Origin of the sequence: Pseudonocardia benzenivorans CB1190 (assembly GCF_000196675.2) — a bacterium.
GTDB lineage: Bacteria > Actinomycetota > Actinomycetes > Mycobacteriales > Pseudonocardiaceae > Pseudonocardia > Pseudonocardia benzenivorans.
Window position 1 is genome coordinate 5,205,921 of the sequence record NC_015312.1, and the last position, 21,819, is coordinate 5,227,739.

Annotated in this window: 18 protein-coding genes and 3 pseudogenes; 12 read left to right on the forward strand and 9 right to left on the reverse strand. The window is 72.3% G+C overall.

All coding sequences use genetic code 11. From position 1 onward, the window contains the following. Positions 1-57: 57 nt before the first annotated feature. Positions 58-471, reverse strand: coding sequence for a CBS domain-containing protein (locus tag PSED_RS24390; RefSeq protein ID WP_013676904.1), 414 nt, complete (start codon positions 469-471; stop codon positions 58-60). Positions 472-713: 242 nt separating this feature from the next. On the opposite strand from PSED_RS24390, the gene PSED_RS24395 reads away from it, so the two are divergent. From PSED_RS24395 to PSED_RS24420, 6 genes are all read left to right on the forward strand, one after another. Then, positions 714-914, forward strand: coding sequence for a hypothetical protein (locus tag PSED_RS24395; protein WP_013676905.1), 201 nt, complete (start codon positions 714-716; stop codon positions 912-914). 646 nt (positions 915-1,560) lie between these two features. Next, a complete protein-coding gene (locus tag PSED_RS24400) occupies positions 1,561-3,993 on the forward strand; it encodes a heavy metal translocating P-type ATPase (protein WP_013676906.1) in 2,433 nt (810 codons plus the stop codon). A 399-nt stretch (positions 3,994-4,392) separates the two neighbouring features. Then, positions 4,393-4,722, forward strand: coding sequence for a hypothetical protein (locus tag PSED_RS24405; RefSeq protein ID WP_013676907.1), 330 nt, complete (start codon positions 4,393-4,395; stop codon positions 4,720-4,722). Beyond that, positions 4,719-6,020 (forward strand): PAS domain-containing protein, encoded by a 1,302-nt coding sequence (locus tag PSED_RS24410; RefSeq protein ID WP_013676908.1) that lies wholly within the window; start codon positions 4,719-4,721, stop codon positions 6,018-6,020. Before PSED_RS24405 ends, PSED_RS24410 begins: the two co-directional genes overlap by 4 nt. Before the next feature lie 205 nt (positions 6,021-6,225). Continuing rightward, a complete protein-coding gene (locus PSED_RS24415; protein WP_049803496.1) occupies positions 6,226-6,648 on the forward strand; it encodes a hypothetical protein in 423 nt (140 codons plus the stop codon). Positions 6,649-6,689: 41 nt separating this feature from the next. After that, on the forward strand, positions 6,690-7,022 hold the full coding sequence (locus tag PSED_RS24420; RefSeq protein ID WP_041762272.1) for a hypothetical protein: 333 nt from the start codon (positions 6,690-6,692) through the stop codon (positions 7,020-7,022). A gap of 154 nt (positions 7,023-7,176) precedes the next feature. Here PSED_RS24420 and PSED_RS24425 read toward each other — a convergent pair whose 3' ends face one another. Both PSED_RS24425 and PSED_RS24430 read right to left on the reverse strand, forming a co-directional pair. Next, complete coding sequence (locus PSED_RS24425; protein WP_013672281.1) at positions 7,177-8,361, reverse strand: IS30 family transposase; 1,185 nt, start codon at positions 8,359-8,361, stop codon at positions 7,177-7,179. A 149-nt stretch (positions 8,362-8,510) separates the two neighbouring features. Continuing rightward, positions 8,511-8,666: pseudogene (locus PSED_RS24430) on the reverse strand (ATP-binding protein); the annotation flags it as partial. Positions 8,667-8,811: 145 nt separating this feature from the next. Here PSED_RS24430 and PSED_RS24435 point away from each other — a divergent pair. The 3 genes from PSED_RS24435 (at position 8,812) to PSED_RS24445 (ending at position 11,927) form a co-directional block, all read left to right on the forward strand. After that, positions 8,812-9,900, forward strand: a complete 1,089-nt coding sequence (locus tag PSED_RS24435; RefSeq protein ID WP_013676030.1) for a tyrosine-type recombinase/integrase — start codon at positions 8,812-8,814, stop codon at positions 9,898-9,900. Continuing rightward, the gene (locus PSED_RS24440; RefSeq protein WP_013676029.1) at positions 9,897-10,214 is read left to right on the forward strand and encodes a helix-turn-helix domain-containing protein; all 318 of its coding nucleotides are present in this window, start codon (positions 9,897-9,899) and stop codon (positions 10,212-10,214) included. The genes PSED_RS24435 and PSED_RS24440 overlap by 4 nt, the downstream gene beginning before the upstream one ends. 624 nt (positions 10,215-10,838) lie before the next feature. Next, positions 10,839-11,927, forward strand: coding sequence for a site-specific integrase (locus PSED_RS24445; RefSeq protein ID WP_202946299.1), 1,089 nt, complete (start codon positions 10,839-10,841; stop codon positions 11,925-11,927). Here the strand turns inward: PSED_RS24445 and istB are convergent. From istB to PSED_RS24460, 3 genes and pseudogenes are all read right to left on the reverse strand, one after another. Next, a complete protein-coding gene (istB, locus tag PSED_RS24450; protein WP_083845269.1) occupies positions 11,824-12,648 on the reverse strand; it encodes an IS21-like element helper ATPase IstB in 825 nt (274 codons plus the stop codon). The two genes, PSED_RS24445 and istB, sit on opposite strands and share 104 nt — an antisense overlap. Next, a pseudogene (locus tag PSED_RS24455) lies at positions 12,645-13,751 on the reverse strand (Mu transposase domain-containing protein); the annotation flags it as partial. The gene istB and the pseudogene PSED_RS24455, both read right to left, overlap by 4 nt. 334 nt (positions 13,752-14,085) lie before the next feature. Next, positions 14,086-14,286, reverse strand: a complete 201-nt coding sequence (locus PSED_RS24460; RefSeq protein ID WP_013676912.1) for a hypothetical protein — start codon at positions 14,284-14,286, stop codon at positions 14,086-14,088. Positions 14,287-14,840: 554 nt separating this feature from the next. Here PSED_RS24460 and PSED_RS24465 point away from each other — a divergent pair. Next, complete coding sequence (locus PSED_RS24465) at positions 14,841-15,839, forward strand: rod shape-determining protein (protein WP_013676913.1); 999 nt, start codon at positions 14,841-14,843, stop codon at positions 15,837-15,839. Positions 15,840-15,991: 152 nt separating this feature from the next. After that, a complete protein-coding gene (locus PSED_RS24470; protein WP_233899140.1) occupies positions 15,992-17,509 on the forward strand; it encodes a N,N-dimethylformamidase beta subunit family domain-containing protein in 1,518 nt (505 codons plus the stop codon). Positions 17,510-17,567: 58 nt separating this feature from the next. On the opposite strand, the gene PSED_RS24475 is transcribed toward PSED_RS24470, so the two are convergent. Beyond that, positions 17,568-18,422 (reverse strand): DMT family transporter, encoded by an 855-nt coding sequence (locus PSED_RS24475; RefSeq protein WP_013676915.1) that lies wholly within the window; start codon positions 18,420-18,422, stop codon positions 17,568-17,570. A 124-nt stretch (positions 18,423-18,546) separates the two neighbouring features. On the opposite strand from PSED_RS24475, the pseudogene PSED_RS24480 reads away from it, so the two are divergent. Beyond that, a pseudogene (locus PSED_RS24480) lies at positions 18,547-18,951 on the forward strand (polysaccharide deacetylase family protein); the annotation flags it as partial. A 90-nt stretch (positions 18,952-19,041) separates the two neighbouring features. Here PSED_RS24480 and PSED_RS24485 read toward each other — a convergent pair. Next, complete coding sequence (locus PSED_RS24485; RefSeq protein WP_013676917.1) at positions 19,042-20,328, reverse strand: MGDG synthase family glycosyltransferase; 1,287 nt, start codon at positions 20,326-20,328, stop codon at positions 19,042-19,044. 15 nt (positions 20,329-20,343) lie between these two features. Continuing rightward, complete coding sequence (locus PSED_RS24490; protein ID WP_063821912.1) at positions 20,344-21,819, reverse strand: bifunctional DedA family/phosphatase PAP2 family protein; 1,476 nt, start codon at positions 21,817-21,819, stop codon at positions 20,344-20,346.

A 21,819-nucleotide genomic window follows, 5' to 3' on the forward strand; every position in this document is an offset into this window, starting at 1 on the left:
AGCGACGACGTCGCATCGGGCCGACCGGTCCACCACCCACTCCTGCACCGGCGCTGCTCAGTCCGCAGGCGCGGCGAGCACGTCGAGGACGTCGCGCACCGACACGATCCCGGCGACAGCCCCCGACGTTCCGCGCACGGGCATGTGCCGCACGTTCGCCTCGCGCATCCGTCGTGCGACGTCGCCGATCCCGTCGTCGGGGTCGGCCCAGACCAGCTCGGTGCTCATGAGATCGGCTGCCTGGAGCCGGTCGAGGTCGCTGCCGGTCGCCAGGGCGGTGACGACGTCACGTTCGGAGACGATGCCGACCGGCCCGTGGGACCCGTCGACGAGCACCGCCCCCACCTCGTCGGCGACCAGCTCCTCGGCGACCTCCCGGGCGCTCCGCTCCGCAGGGATCGACGCCACCGGTGCTCGCAGGATGCGCCGGACCGGGTCGTCCGGAGCGGGTCGCTCGGTCGTCGTCGCCATGGAGGTCCCCTCGGGTCGCGGTGCGCCGAACGTCGTGTCGACAGGGAGATCCTCGGCGTCCGCAGGACTGCCCGGGCAGGGTCGATCGGCCTCGTCCGGCAGGCCGAGGGTCGGTCTCCACGGCCGACACGGAGACCGAGGTCCCGTCCGCGGCGGCCCTCCGGCCCTGGTCGCAGCGTCGGCGCCCGGCGGACCGTGTGCGGCACCGCCCGGACGACCGGGCCCTACCGAAAGGGGCCACCATGCCCGCGTCTGCTTCCGCCGTCGTGACCGGCGCGTTCGTCGTCGACGACAGCGGGGTCCGGCTCGGCACCGCCGGTGAGGACGGCGAGGTGCGCGACTTCGCCGGCGTCCACATCGGCTCGGTCGACCCGGACCGCGCCGACGTCGTCGTCGACTTCGCCGGAATCCGCATCGGACACGTCGTCCACGGCAATGGCTGACGTGACCCGCTCATCGCCACGACGCCGAGGAAGTGCTGGTCGTGCGCGTGCTCGTTGCCTGTGAGACCTGCTTCGGCAACACGGGTCTTGCCGCGCAGGCCGTCGCCGAGGGACTTCGGTCGGCGGTGCCCGATGCCGACGTCGACATCGTCGCCGTGGCGCGGGCCGGACCCGGCGTCGCAGCGGGCGCCGACCTGCTCGTGGTCGCGGCACCCACCCACACGTTCGGCCTCAGCCGCCCCGGGAGTCGCCGGGCGGCCCGGGAGATGGGTGCCGCAGCGGTGACCTCCGGTCCGGGGATGCGCGAGTGGTTGCGCTCGCTCGCCGCGGTCGATGTCCCCGGTCGCGTCGCCACCGTCGAACCCATGGCTCGTTCCGGAGTGCACGGTCGTCAGCGATCGAGCGGGCACCGATCGAGCGGGCACCACCGGAGCGGGGCACGTCACGATCGGGCCGGAGGTCCTCGGCGACGGAGCCGGAAGCCTCGCGCGCCCAGCCGGGCCGGCCCGAAAGCCTGTGGCGTCCGGTAGGCGGCGGGGAGGAACGGTGCACGCAGAGTTGGGAGACCGGCCTGGTCGCGGCGCCCTCGACGACGAGCCACCGAGGTACCCGTGAGCACCGGGAACCCGGTTCGTCGGGAGACGTCATGAGCCCGGTGGCGCCGGGAGAGGGGCGACGACGGACGGTCACGGCGGTGCCCACGACGTGGCTCGCCTGGTCGCTGCTGCCCGCGACGGTGCTGGCACTGCTCGGCGGGCTGGTGGCGACCTGGGCCGGCGCCGGACGGGCCGCGGAGCTGACCTGGGCGGCCGGGACGGTCGCCGCGCTGGTCCCGTCGCTGGTGTGGGTCGCGGCGGCGCTGCGCCGCGGGCGGGTCGGTGTCGACCTGCTCGCGGTGCTGTCGCTGGTGGGCACCCTCCTGGTCGGCGAGTACCTCGCCGGCGCCCTCATCGCGGTCATGGTGGCCACGGGACGGGCGCTGGAGTCCGCCGCGGAGCGGCGAGCCTCGCGCGATCTTCGCGCGCTCTCCGAGCACGTCCCGCGGACCGCGCGGCGCCGCGTCGGCGACGTCGCCGACGTGGTGGCGCTGGACGACGTCGAGGTCGGTGACCTGCTCGTCGTCGGCCCCGGTGAGGTGGTTCCGGTCGACGGACGGATCCGTACTTCGGCGGCCCTGCTCGACGAGTCCGTCGTGACGGGCGAGTCGGTTCTGGTCGACCGCGCAGTGGGCGAGTCGGTTCGCAGCGGTGTCGTCAACGCGGGAGGCGCGTTCGAGGTCCACGCCGACCGCATCGCGGCCGACAGTACGTACGCGGGGCTCGTCCGCCTCGCGCAGGAGGCGGGTGCGGAGAGCGCCCCGATCGTCAGGCTCGCGGACCGCTACGCGGCGTGGTTCGTCCCGCTCGCACTGGCCGTCGCCGCCGCGGCCTGGATCGTCGGCGGGTCCGCGGTGCGCGCCGTCGCGGTGCTCGTCGTCGCCACTCCGTGCCCGCTGCTGCTGGCCGCCCCGGTGGCGATCGTGTCCGGTCTGTCCCGCGCGACGAAGTGCGGGGTGGTCGTCCGCAGCGGCGCGGCGCTGGAGAGCCTCGGCCGGGCACGGACGCTCGTGCTGGACAAGACCGGCACACTCACCCAGGGCCGGCCACGGGTGATCGACGTCGCCACCGCGCCCGGATGGACCCCGAGCGAGGTGGTCCGGCTCGCGGCGTCGGCCGACCAGGTGTCACCGCACGTGCTGGCAGCCGCGATAGTGGCGCACGCGCGTACCAACGGCATGACGCTCTCCGTGCCGAGCGCCGTCGTCGAGGAGCCCGGCCGCGGGGTCTCCGCCGTCGTCGAGGGCTCCCTCGTGCGGGTCGGCAGGCGGTCGGCGCCGCCCTCGGCGTCCTGGACGCGCAGCGTGGCCGCACGGGCCCTGCTCGACGGTGCGACGGTCGTGTGGGTCGGTCGCGGTGGTCACCAGGACAGCACCGACGACGAGGGCGACGACGTCGTCGGCGCGATCCTGCTGCGGGACCCGTTGCGCCGCGACGCGACGCGGACGCTGCGCCGGTTGCGCACGGCCGGGCTGCGGCGGCTGGTGCTGCTCACCGGCGACCGTGCGACGCCGGCGCGCGAGGTCGGCGCCATGCTGGGCCTCGACGACGTCCGCGCCGAACAGTCACCGGCCGACAAGGTGGCGGCGGTTCGCGCGGAGCGCGAGGAGGCCGTCACCGTCATGGTCGGCGACGGGGTCAACGACGCCCCGGCCCTCGCTGCGGCGACCGTCGGTGTGGCGATGGGCTCTCGCGGGGCGACGGCCGCGTCCGAGGCGGCCGACGTCGTGCTCACCGTGGACCGCCTCGACCGGCTCGCCGACGTGATGGGTATCGCGCGCCGCTCTCGCCGGCTGGCCGTCCAGAGCGCACTCGTCGGCATGGGGCTGTCGCTGCTCGCGATGGCCGTCGCGGCCGTCGGCCTCCTGCCGCCGGCGGCCGGTGCCCTGCTCCAGGAGGGGATCGACGTCGCCGTCATCCTCAACGCCCTGCGTGCGCTACGACCGGGACGTCCCGACACGGTCACCCTGCCGGCCGACGCGGAGGCGCTCGTGCACCGTTTCGAGGCCGAGCACCGCGACCTGGCCGATGCGTTGCCGGCGCTGCGCGACGCCGCCGATCTGCTGGCCGACCAGGGCGCCACGCCCGTCGCGCTCGACGCCCTCCGCGAGGCGGACCGGGTGCTCACCAGCCGGCTGCTCCCGCACGAGCACGCCGAGGAGGCCCAGCTCTACCCCGCGCTGACCGCTCCCCTGGGCGGCACGGACGCCACCGCGCCGATGACCAGAGCGCATGTCGAGATCGACCGCCTCGCCCGCCGCCTGAGCACCCACCTCGACCTCGCGGCGGCCGCCGGCGAACTGGAGCACGGCCAGGTCGACGACCTGCTGGCGACGGTGTACGGCCTGCACGCACTTCTCCGACTGCACTTCGCGCAGGAGGAGGAAGAGTACTTCGCCCTCGCACAGCCGATGTCGGACACACCCCGCCAGACCGACGACGCCACGCGCGCGGGACGGCGTGATCACCAGCCTCGGTCCTGAGGCGGACGTCGACGACGGGCCGGCCTGTCATGTGTGCGCTCCCCGAGGCCGCGGTTGCCGATCCGAGCGACCGAAGGCCACTGACAGGTTGGGGCGCTGTACGACCCGGTTCCGACTGTGCGGAGCGAAGCGACCTGCAGCGGGTCGCTTCTCCGGTCTGCGGCTGCGGTCTCCTGCGGCGCTTCCGACCGGGCCGTTCGGACGCGGATCGAGTGGGTGGACCGCGCAGACGCGCGCGGCCGTTCGGTCCCGCTGCGGTCGACGCGGGCTGCCGCCGGTCGGCACACTGTGCGGACGGCGGTGTTCGTCGCGGTCCCGGGTGCAGAAGTCCGGAGACTCGTTCGCCTGCGCGGACGGCGCTACCGACACCGTGCCCGGACGGTGTGCAGGAGGCCCGCCATGGACGAGCCGGCGTTCACGGAGCTGATCGAGTCGGTGCGCGATTCCAGAACACGCCTGTGTCGACTGCGGGGCCGGCTCGCGAGCGTCGCCGAGTGGGTCGCCCAGGTCGAGGCAGAGGTGGCGGCAACGTACGAGGCCCGGGCATCGACCTGCCCGGGCCGGTCGGCCGAGCTGCTGGCGCACGCGGCGCAGTCGCGCAGGGTCGCCGCCCACGAGCAGCGTGTGGCCGAGCGCTACCGACACGAGGACCTGTCCGACGTGATCGACGCTCGTAGCGGTGCGAGTACCTGGCCGCGCAGCTGCGAGGGGAGAGCTGGTTCGCGATGAACGTGGTGCTGGAGTCCGCCGCCGCCAGCGCGATCTTCCACCATTCCGCAGCCCCGTACCTGCTGCTGGACCGCGACCTCACGATCAGGGCGAGCAACCCTGCCTACCTCGCCGCCACGGAGCGCAGCGTCGAGGACGTCATCGGGCGGCCCATGTTCGAGGCCTTCCCCGACAACCCGGAGGATCCCCACGCGGATGGTGTCCCGAACCTGAGCGCGTCGTTCCACCGTGTGCTGCGCCGTGGACGCCCGCACACGATGCAGATCCAGCGCTACGACGTACGGCCCAGCCGATCGGCCGGACCGTTCCGCAGGAAGTACTGGGCACCGGTCAACACACCGCTGCTCGACGAGAGCGGCACCGTCGCAGCGATCCTGCACCGCGTCGAGGACGTCAGCGCTCCAGTGGCCCGGCTGGACCTGGACACATCCGCAACCGAGCCTCCGGAACGTCACCTGCGTCAGCTCGCCCTCGGCGCACAGCGGTTGTGGAGCGACGCGGGCACGCTGGAGCGGCGCGGTCGCCGCCTCAGCGATGCGCTCACCGCGCTCGTCGCCGCTCGAGGCGCCACCGACACCGATGTCGGTTTCACCCGGCGGGCACAACTGTGGCGAGCCGTCGTCGAGCACATCGACGATGCGCCCTGGCTCGGCTGGGCGTGCGCGGTATGCCGGTCGGCGGTCGACGTGCTCGACACCGTCGATGCCGCGGCCCTCTCGCTGGTCCGCGACGACTCCCGCCTCCATCTGCTCACCGCCACCGACAAATGGGCCGCCGATCTCGACGCCCTGGAACGGAGCATCGACGACGGCCCGTCGCTGACGGCGGCGCGAACCCGCCTGCCGGTGGTCGTCGATCCGCTCGGCGACGAGCAACACCGATGGCCCGACTACGTCGACGTCGCAGCGAGCGCACACCTCGACGCTGTCGCGGCCTATCCGCTGGCGCTGGCCCGCCGACCGTTGGGAGTGCTGACCCTCTACCGGCGCACCGGGGACCTGCGCCCCACTCAGAGCGAGCACGCCGACGCTGCCGTGCTCGCCGAGCTCGCGCTCACCGCGCTCACCGCCGACTACGACAGGATCGGACAAGTCCTCGGTCCCCGGCCCGACGGCCGCGACGTCACCATCGGCCCCGACGTCGCCGTCGTCTCCCTCGCCGCACGGGTCCTCGCACTCCGTCGGGACATCAGCTACGACGAGGCGGTCGCCCGGATCCGGCTACATGCAACGGCCACGGGTACCGCCGTCGGTGACACCGCACGCGAGGTGCTCGGACGGACCATCCGGCTCACGTAGCTGCGACGTCCGGCAGCCGCGAGCCGCCCTCCGCAACTCCCTGGACGAGGTCCGTCTCGCATCCGGGCATCGGACGGGTCGCGCGGTGTCGCGACGTCGACGCGTCGGCACAGCGACGATCGCACCGCCACGCGGGACCACTGGTGACCCCGACGGGTCCCAAGGCCCCTGGTCCGCCTTCCGCACCGCGGCGACTCTCGGTGACATGACCGACCCGCACCCTGCGCACCGACGGACCACACGACCGGACAACGAACCGATCGTGCAACTCGGCGGCGGCATCGCGCCCGATCTCGCCGACTACGCCCGCGACGGGCTCCGTGATCCGCTCGTGCGGCGCGGTCGGGCCACGGCACGGGCGAGGATGCGCGTCCTGCGCCACCACGACCCTGCCGTCGAACGACCGGTCGTCGCCCGCATCGTCGTCGACCTCGACGGGACCACGGTTGTCGTGCGCGTCGACGCCGCACGCCCGCGCGGGGCCGTCGACCTGCTCCCGGAACGACTCGGGCACAGGCTCGGACACCTCGCGCGCTCGGGTCGAGAGGCCGGCCACGGCTTGCCGGGACGCCGAGTGTGGGCAGGCGGTTCCGGGTCCGTCGGCGACCATCGAGCCGGGCGACGATGACGTCGTCCGGCCGGGACCGCGCCCCCGACGGGGCCCGGGCGATGAGACGACCGGCAATACGCTCGTGGCGACGGACCGCCGCGCTCGTCGCCGTCACCGTCGCCGCGGCCCTGGTTCTCGCCGGTTGCGCGGCCACGAACACGGCCGCCCCGGCGATCGCCGGCGCACCCGGCTTCTGGCTCGGCGTCTGGCAGGGGATGATCCTGCCGATCGCCTTCCTGGTCTCGCTCTTCGACGACCACGTCGCCGTGTACGCCGTACCCAACTCGGGCCACCTCTACGACCTCGGCTTCGTCATCGGTGCGTGCGTGATCCCGCTGCCGACGATCCTGTTCGGAGGCGGACGCGCCCGCCGCCGGCGATCGGCTCGCTGAACCTCCCGTCGACCCCGACGACGACAGTCCCGCGCATCGGACGTACCGCACGGGGGTGTGTGACGACGCCCGCCGACACCGACTCACGACGCGGCAGCCGAGCGGTGTCAACGGATCTTGAAAATTGACCTCTCTGGGGACTGGCGGGTTCCAGTCAACGTCGCAACGATGGCTCGGACGAAGAGGCTAGCAACGCAGCGAACAGCTCGGCGGGAGCGCGGTCGGCGAGAACCATTCGAGGGCGGGTGTTGAGCTCGTTCTCGACGGCCTTGAGGTGCCGCGGGCTGTGGATGCTCAGGTCGGTCCGCTTAGGGAAGTACTGACGCAGCAGCCCGTTGGTGTTCTCGTTCGATCCCCGCTGCCAGGGCGCGTGGGCGTCGCAGAAGTAGACGGGGACCGCGAGGGTGGCGGTGATGTCGGTGTGTCTCGCCATCTCGGTGCCCTGGTCCCAGGTGATCGAGCGCAGCAGCGACGGTGGCAGGTCGCCCATCCTCATCGCGAGGACGCGGTGCAGCGTGTGTGCGTCACGCTGAGGAAGGTGTAGCAGCCGGACCAGGCGAGTCGTGCGCTCGACCAGGGTGCCGATCGCCGAACCGTGGTCCTTGCCCACGATCAGGTCGCCCTCCCAGTGCCCGGCCTCGGACCGGTCCTCGGGTCGGAACGGGCGCTGGTGGATGGTCAGCATCGGCTGCGCGAAGCGGGGCCTGCGCCGCTCGACCTTCTGGTGCGCTCGGCGATGATCGCGCCCGGTCCGCAGCGGCGATCGATGCACCGACGGCACCCTTGAGGGCCGGACGAGAGAGGACCCGGGCTCATAGATCGCCTGGTAGATGCTTTCGTGACACAGACGCATGCCCGGGAGTTCCGGGAAGCGGGCCCGCAGGTGACGGGAGATCTGCTGAGGGCTCCACCGCTGTGCGAGTAGCTCTCCAACGAGGGCTCGCAGCTCGTGGTTGGTGTCCAGACGGCGTCGGTGCTGGCGGGCTCGGCGGGCCACGGCCCGGCGGTGGGCGTCGAACGGGCGGTAGCCGCCGTCGTTGCGTGCGTTGCGGCGCAGCTCGCGGGAGATGGTCGAGGGTGAGCGTCCGAGGTGGGCGGCTATGCGTCGGATGCTCCAGCCCATCCGGCGCAGGTCGGCGATCTGGAAACGCTCGTCCTGGGATAAGTAGCGCGAGCTGATCTCGCGCACGGCGAGGCGATCCAGTGGCGCCACGAACCCGACCACCCGCCCGTCGCGGTAGGTCTTGTAGCCGCGGGCCCAGTTCGCCCCGGACGTGCGGGACGTGCCGACCTCCCGTGCCGCGGCCTGGATGCTCCAGCCGCGGGCGCGCAGCTCCATGAAGCGCTGGCGCTTGGCCGACTGAGGCCGCCGTCCGGGCCCCTTCTTGACACGACGCGTCGAAGACAACACAACCCCTAAACGATCATGGGAGTGTTGCGACGCTCCGTAGAAACCACCACTCTGAATCTTGACCCCTCGGATGGTTGTCAGTCTTGGTCGGCGCGGTTCTGTTTGGCGAGGAGCTGGCGGCGTTGGCGGGTGCGGTAGGAGTCGCCGGTGAGGGTGAGGACCTCGGCGTGGTGGACGAGGCGGTCGATCATGGCTGCGGCGACGACGTCGTCGGAGAAGGTCTCGCCCCAGCGATCTGGGGCTGGCACTTGTTCGTTTAGCCGGATCTGTGCTCGTGCCTGCACCGATGCGCCCTGGATGGGCCCTGTGGATCTTCCAGGTGGGAGATCGCTATGTTAGGCGCTGCCTTAATCATTCAGGTGCGAAGAGGGTGTGCGGGTGACGCGGCGGCTGACAGTGATCGCGGGTGCTGCGTCGGTAGCGGCGCCGGCGACGACGGATCCGTGGGAGTTCCAGGGCGAGTGCGTCGAGGCGTTCGTGGCGTCGTGGCGGGCGCGTGGGTTCAGCCCGGTGACGATCGAGAACGACTTCGGGTTGCTGGAGCGGACGCTGACGGCGTTGGGCCGCCCGGCGTGGGAGGTGACGCCTGAGGACGTCGATCGGGTCGTGGGCGATCTGGCCATTGCGGGTCGGAAGGCGTCGACCCGCCGTGACTATGTGCAGATCTTCAAGGGCTTCCACCGGTTCCTGCAGGTGCGCAAGGCCGCCGAGATCCAGGCCTGGTTCGGTGTCTCGCTGGTCTGCCCGGTGGATGAGTTCAACGCATCCCGCCATGTCGGGGACGACTCGCCGGACTCGATGCCGCCGCCGACCCCGGAACGGGTCGGGCAGTTCTTCGAGTTCCTGAAGGGCCGGATCGCGACCGCCCGCAAGTATGCGCCGGCCGCGCGGGACTACGCGTTGTTCCGGACGCTCTATCACGCTGGCTTGCGCTCGGAGGAGGCCTCGCTGCTCGATGTGGCGGATGTGCACTTCAACCGCGGGCCGTTCGGGAAGCTGCATGTCCGGTTCGGCAAGGCAGCGAGGACATCAGGTCCGCGGCCGCGGTGGGTCCCGATGCTCGATGGCCTGGACCTGGTGCTGCGGTGGTTCCTCAACGACGTGCGCGGCAAGTTCCCCGACTCACCGGTGCTGTTCGCCGACGAGTCCGGCGGCAGCCTGCATCGGGGGACGATCCGCAACCGGCTGCGCCGGTTGATGGAGCTGGAAGGCCGCGCGGCCGGGGAGTGGTTCAGCCCGCATGCGCTGCGGCGAGCGTGCGCAACCCACAACTATGAGCGCGGCGTGGACCTGGTCGCGATTCAGCAGCTGCTCGGGCATTGGACGGTCAGCTCGACGATGCGGTATGTCCGCCCCTCGGCGACGTTCATCGAGGATGCATATCGACGCGCGGTGTCCACCACGCTGTCCGAGCTCGGCGGGCCCGACGAGCCTGTCGAGCGCGCCGGTGAGGATGAACGGCGATGAGGATTCGGTGGCGGCTGCGGATGGCCGCGGCGCAGCGCGAGGTCTGGACCGGGACGCAACTGCGTCGGCTGCTCGGGGAGCGGGCTGGCGTGGAGATGTCCGCGGCGTCGGTGTCGGCGTTGTTCACCAAGGAACCCAGCCAGATCAAGCTCTCGACGCTGATCGCGCTGTGCACTGCTCTGCAGTGCACTCCCGACGACCTGTTCGAGATCGACACCACTCCGGTCGAGCGACCGGTCGCGCCGACTCGTCCGACAGCCCTCGACGGTCCTCGAGCATCCGGGACCGGTGGTCGATCCCTGCCGCCGATGTGACCGGACCACGAGAACGACTGCGGGGACGACGGCGAGCCCGACACGATCGACCAGGTTGGCGAGGTCGTGGGTAAGAAGCAGCGTGACTGCGCCGACTGCGGCGCGCCCGTCGGGCTGCTGGATCAGCCACGATGCTGTCGTTGTTCCCGGCGGGTTCGTGAGAATGCAGCTAAGGAGCCCTGTCCGGCCTGCGGGAACCAGCGTGTCCTGCAGGCAGACACTGGCCGGTGCGTGTTGTGCTCACGCCGCTGCCGACGCTGCGACAGGCCGCGCCGTTCGGCCACCGAGACGTTGTGCAAGACCTGCCGGCGCACCGATCAGCGGGCGGCCGCGATGCAGATCTGCCCGCGCTGCGCCAGGCTCGGCCACTTGCGCGCGGCGACGGGATGGTGTGGCCACTGCTCACGCCCGCAGCCAGGGCCCCAGCCGCCGCGCCCCTGCGCTGGCTGCGGTCGGGTGCGCCGCCATGCCGGTCTCGGGCTGTGCTCGGCGTGTTGGCAGCGACACCCCGCTCGGCCGTTCATCCGCGCCGAGGCGTTGGCCGAGCGGCTGGCGAGCCCGCCCGACTGGCTCGAGTCGTTCACCGCTCACGTTGCCTCGCGCTACTGCCCCAGCCGGGCCTGCATGCTGATCACCGAGCTGGGGCGACTGCTGGCCGATGAGCACTCCAATCTGCCGGCGGCGGTGCTGGACCGAGCCCGCCGCCCAGGACGCTCCATGGGCCCGCTCGCGCGGGTGCTCGAGGATTTCTTCACCGACCACCAGCTCGCCCTGGCCACCGACCATCCCGAACAGCTCGCCGCCGGGCGGCGGCGGCGCCGTGTCGACCGGGTCCCTGCACCGTTGCGGCCGGCGGTGGCCGGGTTCTGCGAGAAGATGCTGCATGCGCGTGAACGCGCGCGTCGCGCCGGAACCCGAGCGCGCAGTGACCACACCGTCGAGACGGCGCTGACCATCGTGGGCGACCTCGCTCAGTTCCTGACCGAGCAGCGTGGCAAGCACGGGTGGGAGTTGGTCGACATCGGCGACATCGAGGCGTTCCTGGCCGGCATGCCGGCCTCGCGCAAGCGGCGGCTGGTCGTGCTGCGCCAGTTCTTCCGCTTCGCCCGCGCGCGCCGGCTGATCCTCGTCGATCCCGCCCGAGATCTGTCGGCCTCCGAGCCCAGCGCTTTCCGCGGGTCGACCCTGACCCTCGCCGAGCAACGATCGCTGTTTCGGCGGTGGACCACCGACCTCAGCGCGGATTCTGCCGCCGGCGACGGGGTGCATCCGCATGAGGCACTGGTCGGGATGCTCGCGCTGTTGCATGGCGCGTCCAGCCAGGAAATGCGCCTGATGCTGATCGATGACGTCGATGAACACGCCCGAGCAGTGCGGCTGGGCCGGCGGCCGCACCCGGTCCCGCTCGACCCGGCCAGCTGGTCGGTGCTGCAGCGCTGCCTTGCCCACCGCGCGCAGCAGCGAACCGACAATCCGCACGTCATCGTCACCAAGGGCACCAAAGCCGGGCGCCGTGCGGCGTCGACGGCCTATCTCAGCCACGTCCTCGACCCCTGCGGCGCCGCGCCCCGCATGATCCGCAGCACCCGGCTGGTCGACCTGGTCAACGTCATGGACCCCAAGCTCGTCGCGGCCGCGTTCGGGATGGACCCGCAGTCCCCACTGATCTATCTGGCCGACCACGTCGACGCCGGCCGGCTGCCGAACCCGTGATGTTTCGGCGCGACCTGACACAGGTTCGGTCGAACATGTGCGCTTTCCCGAAGGGCAGGTTCGAGGTGACCATGACTGAGCCGACTTCGTAGCGGGACGCGATGAGCTGGAAGAACAGGTTCGCCGCGTCCTGGTCGAAGGGGATGTAGCCGACTTCGTCGATGATGATCAGCTTGTAGCGGCGGACCTTCTTCAGCTCGGCCTCGAGCCGTCCGGCTTGGTGGGCCTCGGCGAGGCGGGTGATCCAGTTGTTCGCGGTGTCGAAGAGCACCGAGTAGCCGGCGTGGGCGGCTTTGACCCCGAGCCCGATCGCGAGGTGGGTCTTCCCGAGCCCGGGTGGGCCGAGCAGGATCACGTTCTCGGCCTTCGCGACGAACGTGCCGGTGGCCAGGTGCGCCAACACGTCCCGGCGTAGCGAGGGCAGGTGGTCGAGGTTGAAGTCCTCGATCGTCTTCACCGCCGGGAAGTGCGCGGTCCGGATCCGCATCGTGGTTCCGGCGGACTCGCGCTCGGCGACCTGGCGCTGCAGCACGGCGGCCAGATACTCCTCGTGCGACCAGTTCTCGTCGCGGGCCTGCTCGGCCAGCTCCTCCCAGCAGCGCCCGATGGTCGGGGTCTTCAACACTCTGGCCAGGTAGGCCAGCATGGATGGAAGGCCGTCCGCCGGGGCGGTTCTCGACGGCGCCGTCGGTGCGTTCGCCGACGTGGTTGTCGTGGTCACGGGTTGCTCGCTTCCGCCGCATCCGCGGCTGTCGGGCTGGTGGGGTCGAAGTCGACGCCGAACAGGGCGTCGTAGTCGGGCAGGGCGCGGATCGCGACCGGGTGGCCGTCGCTGTGGCGGCGCTGCCCGCGCTGCCCGGCCTGTTGCTGGGCTCGGTGGTGCTCGGCCAGGGCCTGGCGCATCTGGCGTGCGGTGGCGACGTGGTCGGGGTCGGTGATCACCAGGTGTTTGGCCCAGCTGCGGTCGTGGCGGGCGACGAGCTGCCGGTCGCAGAACACCTCGACCGTGGTGGGCGAGGCGACGATGTCGACGAAGCGGCCGATCACCCGCGGGTCCACGGAGTAGTCGCAGGTGTCGACGCGGACGTAGTAGTCGCGCGCGAGCCGGATCCGGTGGGTCAGCCCGACTGTCGGGGCGACGGCAGGTAGGACTGTCATGGCCTGGTAGTCGGTCTCGAGCAGGTCGACCGGACGCCCGTGGATGGCCCGGACGGTGCGGGTGTTCGCGCGGCTGGTCAGCCAGTCGGTGAACTGGGAGTTGAAGTCTGCCGGGGATGCGAACGCCCGTCCGGGCAGGAACGAGGTCTCGAAGAACCCGTTGTTGCGCTCGACCATGCCCTTGAACTCTGGGTCTTTCGGCGGGGCCAGCCGGATCCTGGTGGCCAGGGTCCCGGCGAACGCCGCGGCCGGGACCGACACCTTCCCCGTGCCGCCGATCGCGGACTCCCGGTCCCAGACCAGCGTCTTGGGCACCCGGCCGAGCTGGGAGATCAGCAGCCACATCCCGGACAGGATGTCCCCGCCTTGGCGCGAGGGGATCATCGTCGCGGACAGGAACCGGGAGAACGCCAAGGTCAGCACCAGCACCGGGAGGATCCGCACCTGCCGGGCGGCGACCGGGATGGGTGTCTCGGGGAACCACAGGTCGCATTGGGCGATCTCGCCGGGCTCGTAGACGGTCCGGTCCGACGGGTCGATCCCGACGTACTCGGGGCGGATCCGGGCCAGCAGCTTCTTGAGCGGGCCTTCGGAGTAGGGCCAGCCGATCTTCTGCGCGATCACCGGGCCCGGCATCGTCGGCCACTGGACCAACAGCGCCCGCACCTGCACCGCGGGCGAGCGACGGCGCGACGGAATCGCAGGTCACTGCCCCCGGGCCGTTGGTCGTCGCTCCACCTGCCCGGTGTGCGCCCAGGGCGAAGCCGGTCCGGGCGGACGTCGGTCGGCGTGCCGCTCGAAGAGCTGGCGGCGTTCGGCGGCGCCCATCGCCGCTCGCGTCCGTTCGACCGCGTCGGGGTTCACCGACGCAGCTGTGATCCCCGCGCACCGGGAGCTCCACGAAGCCCGGGATCCGGCAGGGGCTGTCCGACCCGGCCGTCCCGCCCGACTGCCCCGAGCTCGACGAGGAGCCTCGCGCGAGCGGGTCGGCTCGTCGCCGTCACCAGTGGCTCGGCAGCCAACCGCGGCCGGACTCGTCGGGCACCAGCGTGCGCCCGCAGCCGCACTGGGCGTGCGTGACCTCCCACCCCTTCGCCTGCTCGCGACGGTGCACATGGACCCGTGCTCCGCACCGCGTGCACTCACCCAGCCACATCCGCTCGACCAGCCCCGACTCGTACTTCTGATCCTGCCGACGCATCGCATCCTCCTGTCACCTCACGGTGTAGCCGCCGACCCCCCGGGCCGAGAAGGGGCGTCCGGCCTGGTCCGACCGGGTCCCGAGGACCCGGCCACAGGTCCACCGACCCTGCTCGCGACGCGGACGCGCCGCCAGGATCGGCACCGGGATCCGGAGGAGAGGCCATGGCGGAGCACCCTCGCCGCGGGGCTGCGACCCGGGCCGCAGGCCCTACGCCGCAAGCCCTCTGTCGCGATCCGATCGGTGCGCAGATCGGGCAGGCGGCGTCATGAGGATTTCTCGGACGCGAAGCCCGCAGGTGCAGCCGCACTCCTGGCGACCGGTCCATACGACCCGGGCCGTAAGACCCTCCTCTCCAGGCCTGCGGACGACGCACCATCGAGCAGAACGATGACGAGCTGCACCGGCCACCACCCGGCCCTGGGGAGCGGACGGGTGGCCCCCGCCGGGACGGCGTTCAGGGGGAACGCCGTCCCGGCCCGGCCCCGGGCGCGCTTCTGAACGTGGAGAGGACGCGGAGATCCGGCGCGGACCGGGGATGCGGGGGTGCGGACGTGGGATGGAGTGCGGCACAGTGGGGTCTCGACGTCGGCAGCGGCAGCACCGTCGTCTGTGACACGGGCAGCGGCCTCCTGCTCGACGAGCCGTCGGTGATGCTCGAGATGCCCCACGGTGGGGGAACCGGCATCGGTCGCGACGCGGCCGACCTGATGGAGCGACTGCCGTCCGCGGCAGGCGCGGTCCGACCTGTGCGCGCCGGTGTGGTGACCGATCTGGACACCGCACGCCGCTACATCCGCGCCGTGGTGCGCCGCGTCCTTCCCCGCCCCTGGCAGCGCACCCGCCTCTCGGTCGCCGTCGTCGTACCCGGTGCGGCGAGCGCCCTGGAACGGCGTGCTCTCGTCGAAGCGGCCGAGGAAGCAGGAATCACCCGGGTGGTGGCACTCGCCGCGCCGGTCGCGGCCGCCGTCGGCTGCGGGCTGGACCCGCTCGACCGGCGGGCTCACATCGTGGCCGACGTGGGTGCCGGCACCGCGGAGATCATGGCCGTGTGCTGCGGAGAGGTACTCGCCGTGCGATCCACGCACCAGGCGGGTGACGCGCTGAGTGCCGTCGTCCGCCGCCATCTGCGGGTCGAACATCGGCTGCTGACGAGTCCCGCCATGGCCGAGGCGCTGACCCGACGCGTGAGCCTCGCCCAGGCCGACGCGCAGCTTGCCGTCACCGGACGCGACATCGAACACGCTCGCCCCCGGTCGGTGCAGATAGCGGCCGCCGAGCTCCAGGACCTGATCGCGCCGCATGTCGCGGCGATCGCGGGGGTGCTCTCCGGCTGCCTGGACGACCTGCCTGCACAGGCGGTCGACGACATCGCCGCCGACGGCGTCCTGCTCGTCGGCGGCGCGTCACCCGCCCGCGGGCTCAAGGCGGCGCTCGAGTCCGGTCTCGGCCTCCCGGTCAAACAGGCCGAGAATCCCGTCACCTGCATCGCCGAGGGTGCTGCGCGGTCGCTGCTGCTCCCCGACGTCCGGTCCGTCTTCGGCCGTCGCTGAGGTGATGGCGTGCCCTGAGGTCGGCTGCTCGGCGGTAGGGTCCGGCGGTGGCTGACGGGAGTCGACCGCGGGAGTGGCCGGCTGACGCGACAGTCGCGTACGGTCCGTCGCCGCTGCGCAGGCTGATTCGCCTCGCGGTCGTCCTGGGGCTGGTGGCAGTCGTGGCCGGTTGCTCGCCGGCAGGCGGTGGTGGCACGCGCGCGGTTCCCGGCCCCGCGTCGGCGCCACCGGCGGTCGGTCCGGTCGCGGGCACGCCCGGCTGGCAGCTGGCGCACCCGGGTCCGGAGCACGCGATCGAGGGCTTCGCCGACAGGACGAGCGTCACGCCCGGCGAGCGGGTGCGGCTGTTCGTCTCGACCACTGCGTCGAGCTACCAGGTCACGGCGTTCCGGATCGGCGACTACGCGGCCTCCGACGCGCTGGCGGTCTGGACCTCGTCCCGCGTGGCCGGCGGTGTGCAGGCGCCCGCGGTGGTGCAGCCGCCGACCGACACCGTCGTCGCACCATGGAACCCCTCGTTGACGGTGGGCACCGACGGCTGGCCGCCCGGCGACTACCTGCTGCGACTCGACGGGGACAACGGCGCCCAGCAGTACGTCCCGCTCACCGTGCGCACCCCGTCGAACCAGGGGCGGGTGGTCCTGGTCAACGCCGTGACCACCTGGCAGGCCTACAACCGGTGGGGCGGCTACAACCTCTACAAGGGTCCCGACGGTCGGCGCGAGAGCCGCTCGCGGGCGGTCACGTTCGACCGCCCGTACGAGTCCGGGATGTCCGGCGCCGGGCAGTTCCTGCAGTTCGAACTGGCCTTCGTGCGGGTCGCGGAACGTTCGGGCGCGCCGCTCGGCTACGCCACCGACATCGACCTGCACGCCGACCCGCACCTGCTCGACGGCGCCCGGGCAGTGGTGACGCCGGGGCACGACGAGTACTGGTCGACGGCGATGCGGACGGCTGCGACGCAGGCCCGCGACCGCGGGGTGAACCTGGCCTTCCTCGGCGGCAACGAGGTGTATCGGCACATCCGGTTGGCGCCGACGACACTGGGCGCCAACAGGCTAGAGATCAACTACAAGTCGGCCGGTGAGGACCCGGTCAGCCACACGGATCCGGCCGAGTCCACCCAGGACTGGCGCCAGCCTCCCGACCCGCGCCCGGAGAGCGTGCTCGTGGGCGGCTACTACAGCTGCTTCCCGGGGCGGGCCGATCTGGTCGTGGCCGAGCCCGGGAACTGGCTGCTCGACGGCATCGTCCGGGACGGGGAACGGCTGCCGGGCGTCGTCGGTGTCGAGTACGCCAGGGTGAACCTGTCGGTCCCCACGCCGCGGCCGTTGGAGGTGCTGTTCCACTCCCCCGTCACGTGCGGCACCACCCGTCGCAGCGAGTTCTCCGACGCCACGTACTACACCACCGCGAGCGGCGCGGGCGTGTTCTCCACCGGCACGCAGGACTGGGTGTGCGGGATGGACCCCGACTGCAAGGGCGGTGGGGAGGGCGGCCGCGTCGCGCAGGTGCTCGCCGCGATCAGCACTCGGTTGCTGCAGCAGTTCGCGGCCGGCCCCGCGGGCCTCGCGCACCCCGCCCACGACAACCTCGCCCGCCTGGGCATCGACGGCGCGGCCCGCGCTCCCGACCCGCGGCTTCCCCCGGACGGCCCGGCCGAGCACTAGCGCAGCGTCGTCGATCCGGTGACACTGCCGGACCCGGCCGATCACCCCCTGGCGTCGGTCACGGTCCGGGGCCGTCCGACGGGCCTGCCTCGCTGCTCGTCTGCATGACGAGCAGGGCGACCCCCGTCAGGGCTCCGGCGAGGCCCACCGCCTGGACCACCCCGGTCGGTCCGGAGAACACCGCCTCGTCGAGGACGAGAGCGCCGAGCAGGACCCCGACCGCGGGCTGGGAGACGGTCAAGGCGGCGAGGGAGGGCCCGAGCGCGCCGGCCTGGAAGGCGACCTGGGTGATCAACACACCCGCCAGACCCAGCGCGCAGCCCGCCCACAGCTGCCACGTTCTCACCAGTACCCCGAGAGCGCCCGCGGCGAGCAGGGGCAGCCACGCCTTGGCCAGCGCGGCCGACAGCGAGAGAACCGCGCCCGCGATCGTGCCGAGGCCCGCCGCGCGGGCCGGTGGCCACCGCGTCAGGCCGTACGCGAGGGCGACGAGCACGAGCGTTGCGACCACCCCGGACGCCCAGTGCGTGCCCGTCGGTGACGTCGGATCGCGCGGCAACGTCACGAGGAACGCGGCCAGGCCGACGACGGTGACCGAGGCCGACACCAGTTGACCACGACGAACGGGCCGACCGAACAGCGGCTGCAGCAGCAGGCCCACGACGAGGCTCAGGACCAGCACGGGTTGGACCACCGTGAGCGGACCGACCGACAGGGCGAGCAGATGCAGGCCGACGCCGACCAGGTCGACGACGGCGCCCAGCAGCCACCACGGCTGCCGGAGCAGGTCCCGGACCAGCGCAGGGTGCAACGGGAACCGGCGCGCCACGAGGTTCGCGCCGTGGTGCTGCAGTACCGCTCCGACGCCGAAAGCGGCGGCGGCGAGCAGCGCGATGAGCGCGGACGCCACCATCAGGTCCTCCGCATGGATGAGCTCGTGCCGGGTGCGGCAGGCTTGCCGTGTGTCACATCGAACCGCAGCCATCGGGCTGGCCGCGGCGCCGCTGGCCGCGACCGCCGCCTGGGCGTCGCCCGCGATGACGAGGTCACGGCTGCTCCGCACGGTCGGTTTCCCGCGACTGGCGGGCCGCGGCGACCGCGGGCACGTCGCGTTGACCTTCGACGACGGGCCGCATCCGAAGGGGACCCCCGCGGTGTTGGAGGCTCTGGCGCGGCTCGATGTGACGGCGACGTTCTTCTTCCTGTCGGCGCAGGTACGACGTTTTCCCGAGGTCGCCGCGGCGGTGCGCGACGCGGGTCATGAGCTCGCCGTCCACGGCGACCTCCATCGCAACCACCTGTTCCGTTCGCCGGCCGCGGTGCGGCGCGACATCCGCTCGGCCGTGGAGATCATCGGCGCGGTGGGCGGCGAGCCGCCGCGCTGGTTCCGTCCCCCGTACGGCGTGCTGACGACGAGTTCGCTGTCGGGCGCTCATGACGTCGGCCTGACACCGGTGCTCTGGACCGCGTGGGGTAGGGACTGGACGAGCGGCATCAGTGCGCGGCGGGTGGCCGACACGGTCGCTCGCCAGTTACGACCCGGCGGCACGATCCTGCTTCACGACTCCGACGTCACCGCCGAAGCGAGCGGGACGTGGCGCGGCACGGTCGGCGCCCTGGACCTGATCGCATCCGAGGTCGAGGCGCTGGGCTGCCGGCTCGGCACACTCGGTCGGCACTTCCGCCCGGACACGTAGTGCCAGCAGATCGATGATCACGGCGGCGGCGTCGAAGCCGGCGTGGACGGCGCGTCGATCCCCGGACCGGCCGATCCGGGTCCGGACCTCGGCGAGCAGGCTCGCGCCGTCGCGTGGCCACGCCGCGAGACCGGCGGCCTCGAGCACCCCGGCGTTGGCCCGGCCGTGGCCGGGGATCGGGCGGAACGTCACCGTGGGCAACCCCATCGTGAGCGCCTCGGTCACCGCGAGGCCCCCGGCGTTGTGAACCAGCACGTCGGCCGAGCCCATGATCTCGGCGACGTCCGTCCGCCAGCCCAGCGTCACGACGCCCGGCCGGCCGCGCAGTGATCGGCGGAGGCGGGCGTTCCGTCCGCACAACACGACGACCTCGATGTCGCTGCCGGGGCTGCGCAGTGCCCTGACGATCTCCGGCACGTCACCGATGCCCAGTGATCCGGCCGAGACCAGAGCGACCGGCCCGTCGGCGGACAGCCCGAGCTCGGCTCGGACCTGACGTCGGCGCACCGAAGGACAGGGGCCGGAGAACGCCCGTCCCACCAGGGCGCCGACGTGGCGCATGGGGGTGCCGTAGAGCCGCAGGCCGAGGTTCGCCGTCGCCTCGGTCACCGTGAGGTGATGGTCCACCGCCGGATGCACCCACAGTCGGTGCACCGCCGGGTCGGTCAGAAAGGTGACCACAGCCGCGTCGAGTCGGCCGGCCGCCTTGAGCCGGCCCACGGTCTGGCTGGCCATCGGGTACGTGGAGACGACGACGCCGTAGCCGTGGGCCGTCCAGCGCCGAACCCGGAACCCGGCCCAGCCGCACACGGCCAGTGCCACTGCCTGTACCCATCCGGGACGCTCCAGCCGCCTGAACAACCACTCGAAGAACCCGGGCGCCCTACCGACGCTGATCGGGTAGCCCTGCCGCAACACGAACCCGACCCACCGGGGAAGTGCGTCGAGGAAGTCGCGCCGGTCGACACCCACCCCGGCATGCTGCAGCCGAGCGGTCAGCTCCGCCGCGGCGCCGTCATGCCCGGCGCCCACACTCGCGGAGATGACGAGCACCCGTTCACGACCGGCGTCGCCACGACGCGCGTCGTCTCCGGACGGGACCTGCGACCGCACCACCGACATCGCGTTCGATCCCCGTCACCCGACCGCAGCGGGGCACGGATGCGCCGCCGCACGCTGGTCCGACCTGATCGCCCCGCGCACCCGCTGCCGATGTTCCGTCTCATCGGCCCACCAGGGCCCGACCACGAACGAGGACCGCGAGAGTGTGGGACCGCTGTCGTTCGTGCCGGCTCGAGCTCTGCGGAGCCTGCGGCCACCTTCCGTGAGCGCAGCGGTCAGTGGCGCTGCGACCGCGCAGGCCAGGAGGGCCCAGGCGAGCCCGAGGATGACGCCCGCGACGACGTCGCTCGGGTAGTGCACGCCCAGGAGTACTCGTGACGACGCCACCGCGGTCGTCGCGACGACCGCGATCACCACGGCCCACGTTCCGATCCGCTTCCCGGGCGAGCCGCGTCCTCGGGCTCCCCTCGGGGGAGAGTGCGGCCGACCGAGGGCGAGGAGGGCGATCGCGCCGTAGACCGCTGCTGTGCCGCCGGCGTGGCCGGACGGGAAGCTGAACCCGCTCGCGGTGGTCAGGGCGGGCTCGAGGCTCGGCCGGGGACGCGCCAGCAGGTGCTTGACGAGGGTCTCGCAACCCAGCTCACCGAGCCTGGCAACGGCGAGGGCCACCACGGGGACCCACCGGCCGCGGACGGCGAGCACCACACAGACGACAACGGTCACGACATCGACCGCGACGGGGCTGCCGAGGTCGGTCACCACACGCGCCGCCGCGGCCACGCCGGGATGAGCGAGCAGCGCAGCATGCCCGGCTGTCACCATCGACGTGTCGATCGCGATCAGCGGCGCCCAGTGCGTCCCTACCGCGACGGCCAGGGCGGCGAAGAACGCGGCCAGCAACGTCGCGGTGAGCACCATCGCGCGGCGCGCCGACGTCCGAGCCGTGGCGCGGATGCGGCGGGTCACGAGCACGGCGACCACCAGGGCGAGTGCGGCGAGCACGTAGCGCTCGTAGCGGTGGAACTGCGCGTAGATGGTGCCGAGATGGTCGCCGGCGAGGTAGCCGATGCTCGCCCAGGTTCCCACCCAGAGGGCGGCTCCGAGGAGGTTGAACACCAGGAACCGCCGCCACGGCATGTTGGCCAGGCCCGCGACGACGCCGTTGATCTGGCGAAGCCCTTCCACGAAGCGGGCCGCGACGACGACCTTTCCGCCGTGGCGGCTGAAGAACCGCTCGGCGCGGTCGAGGCGCGCATCGGTGATGCCGACGTGGCGTCCGAACCTGAGCACCAGGGCGCGGCCCCCGAAGTGCCCGATCGCGAAGCCGACGTTGTCGCCGGCCGTTGCCGCGACGACGCCGACCGCGACGACCGCGGCCAGGTTGAGCCGGCCGGCACCGGCGTACACGGCCGCCGCGATCAGGATCGTCTCGCCCGGGGCGGGGACGCCGAAGTCCTCCACGAACAGCAGCGCCGCCACCGCGAGGTAGCCGTAGGAGTCCAGGAACGGGGCGAGATCGCCGAACACGCCGGGCAGCATCGGATCGCTCAT

Coding starts and splice junctions, on each gene's coding strand:
- PSED_RS24445 (WP_202946299.1), top strand. CDS start 10,839: ATGCTGATCACCGAGCTGGGGCGACTGCTGGCCGATGAGCACTCCAAT.
- PSED_RS24425 (WP_013672281.1), bottom strand. CDS start 8,361: ATGGAGCTGCGCGCCCGCGGCTGGAGCATCCAGGCCGCGGCACGGGAG.
- PSED_RS24390 (WP_013676904.1), bottom strand. CDS start 471: ATGGCGACGACGACCGAGCGACCCGCTCCGGACGACCCGGTCCGGCGC.
- PSED_RS24395 (WP_013676905.1), top strand. CDS start 714: ATGCCCGCGTCTGCTTCCGCCGTCGTGACCGGCGCGTTCGTCGTCGAC.
- PSED_RS24405 (WP_013676907.1), top strand. CDS start 4,393: ATGGACGAGCCGGCGTTCACGGAGCTGATCGAGTCGGTGCGCGATTCC.
- PSED_RS24400 (WP_013676906.1), top strand. CDS start 1,561: ATGAGCCCGGTGGCGCCGGGAGAGGGGCGACGACGGACGGTCACGGCG.
- PSED_RS24460 (WP_013676912.1), bottom strand. CDS start 14,286: ATGCGTCGGCAGGATCAGAAGTACGAGTCGGGGCTGGTCGAGCGGATG.
- PSED_RS24485 (WP_013676917.1), bottom strand. CDS start 20,328: ATGTCGGTGGTGCGGTCGCAGGTCCCGTCCGGAGACGACGCGCGTCGT.
- PSED_RS24415 (WP_049803496.1), top strand. CDS start 6,226: ATGACCGACCCGCACCCTGCGCACCGACGGACCACACGACCGGACAAC.
- PSED_RS24490 (WP_063821912.1), bottom strand. CDS start 21,819: ATGAGCGATCCGATGCTGCCCGGCGTGTTCGGCGATCTCGCCCCGTTC.
- PSED_RS24440 (WP_013676029.1), top strand. CDS start 9,897: ATGAGGATTCGGTGGCGGCTGCGGATGGCCGCGGCGCAGCGCGAGGTC.
- PSED_RS24475 (WP_013676915.1), bottom strand. CDS start 18,422: ATGGTGGCGTCCGCGCTCATCGCGCTGCTCGCCGCCGCCGCTTTCGGC.
- PSED_RS24410 (WP_013676908.1), top strand. CDS start 4,719: ATGAACGTGGTGCTGGAGTCCGCCGCCGCCAGCGCGATCTTCCACCAT.
- PSED_RS24420 (WP_041762272.1), top strand. CDS start 6,690: ATGAGACGACCGGCAATACGCTCGTGGCGACGGACCGCCGCGCTCGTC.